This window comes from Protofrankia sp. Cr1 (assembly GCF_963555865.1).
Classification (GTDB): Bacteria; Actinomycetota; Actinomycetes; order Frankiales; family Frankiaceae; genus Protofrankia.
Map to the genome: position 1 here is coordinate 8,503 of NZ_CAUVXO010000191.1, position 1,849 is coordinate 10,351.

At 71.9% G+C, this 1,849-nt stretch carries 1 protein-coding gene; it reads right to left on the reverse strand.

Going from position 1 to position 1,849, the window contains the following annotated elements; translation table 11 throughout:
* Nucleotides 1-3: 3 nt before the first annotated feature.
* A partial coding sequence (locus U9980_RS15595) for a hypothetical protein (protein WP_416210284.1) occupies nt 4-1,849 on the reverse strand: 1,846 nt, incomplete at its 5' end.

Consider the following 1,849-nt stretch of genomic DNA (forward strand, 5'->3'; position numbering starts at 1 on the left):
GACTCAGGACAGCAGGGCACGCAGGTCGACGCGCATCAGCCACTGGTCGAGCTTGAACGGCGGGTACGGCCACGGGATGGCGTCGAGTACCAACTGGTTGACGGGAAGCCACATCACCCCGCGGTGCGCATCGACGGCGCCCCGCCGGACGCCGATGTATCGGGTGGATGGACGGCGTAGTCCACCCAGGCCGATGTCCAGCGGCCGACCCAGGGCGAAGGTCATGTCCCGGCCCCGACCCGAGGGCCGGACGACCTGCACCACGCCGTCGAGCCCGGCGAGCACAACCGCCCCGCTGGTCGGGTCGAGAACGATGCTGCGGACGAGACCGCCGGTATCGGTGCCCGAAACGAAGTACTCCGGCGGGTTCAGCGCCCCCCAGCTCTGCGCCGGCCAACCGTCGACCGCCGGCGTCCGGCTGACCAGACCACGCTCGCTACCAATCTTGGGGTAGACGGCGAGCGTCGCGGCGCGCAGTCCGTCCGCCCTGGTGCGGGCGACATACAGGGTGCCGTTCGCGTCGAAACAGGCGGTCTCCATCCGCGAGTCGTCCGCGGCGGCACGCACCGGGACGCTACGCGGAGTGATCGTCCCAAGCTCCCGGCGCCCGGCGCCCGCGGCATAGGAGAACTCCTGGATGGGGAACGCGACGACCTTGTCGTCCAATGTCCGACAATCAGCGATCAGCACAAAGCGCTCGTCGCCGGCCCGGCTCGTCGGATCGGCGACAACCTCGCGGGGGCTCACCACCACCGGCACGCCGAAGACCCGGACCTCCGGATACTGCCAGGTGGCGCGCACCCGGCCCGCGGTGTCGACGACCAACAGCGCACCCTGGGCGGTGCCGAGGCTGCTGGCGCCGAAGTACTGCGCGATCACCAGGTGACCACTGTCCGGGAGTCTGCTGATCGCCGCCGGGCCGCGTGACCACCTCGGTCCGCCGCTGCCCTCACGCGGGAAGGCGCTCGCGGCCGCGGCGGGCGGCGCGGTCGCGGCGAGCTGGTCGGTCGTCCACGAGCCGGCCGGGTCGTAACGCCACGGTCGTCCCCGCGCCGGGCGGCGGATCTGCCCGAACGCCGGTAGCTGCCCGTAGACAGCCGTATCCCAGCCGAAGTAGGACACGGCCGAGACGAACACCACCCGTTCGTCAGGCCCTGAACCGATCACGGTCACATCGGCCACATCAGCTCCGCCGACACCGCGAAACCCCGGCTCGGCGCGTGGCAGCTCCGTACGCCCCGTGCTTGACGGTACGACCAGGCGGGTGAAACTCACCGGACCCGGTTCGAACACCGCCAGCTCCATGCCCGACCCGGTCGGCTCCGCCTGGTTGTCCGAGAAGGGTGTAGTGGCGGTGACGACCGTCCCGTCGGAGGTGACGGTCGACATGTAGGCGGCCTGGCCGGGCCCGAAACCCCAGCCTGGAACATCCACTGTGGCAACCGGGACGCGCTCGGCGTGGTCCCCGAAACTGTCGGGCGCGCCGAAGAGCACAAGCGCGTCGGACGAAACGACTCGCCGCGAGCCACCCACCAGCTTCGCGATTCCCGTGGCGGCGAGAGCGCCGAGACCGGTCGCCGTCGCACCGACCACGATCCGACGGCGGGTCGTGCCCCGATGCCTCCCACCGGACGCGCCACGATCGGTTTCCGGGGGCGCGGGCACGGGTGCCGCCGCCGGGGCGGGGACGGCCCCGGGAACAACAGCCGAAGTGACCCCATCGGCGGCAACTGCGGGAGCGGGCAGGGAGGGTGCGGAGGTCCGCCCCGGGGACGCCACGACCAGCCCAGGCATGCCGGCCACCCGATCGCCGCCGCCGCCATGCCCCGCACCATGCTCCGCGCCCGGA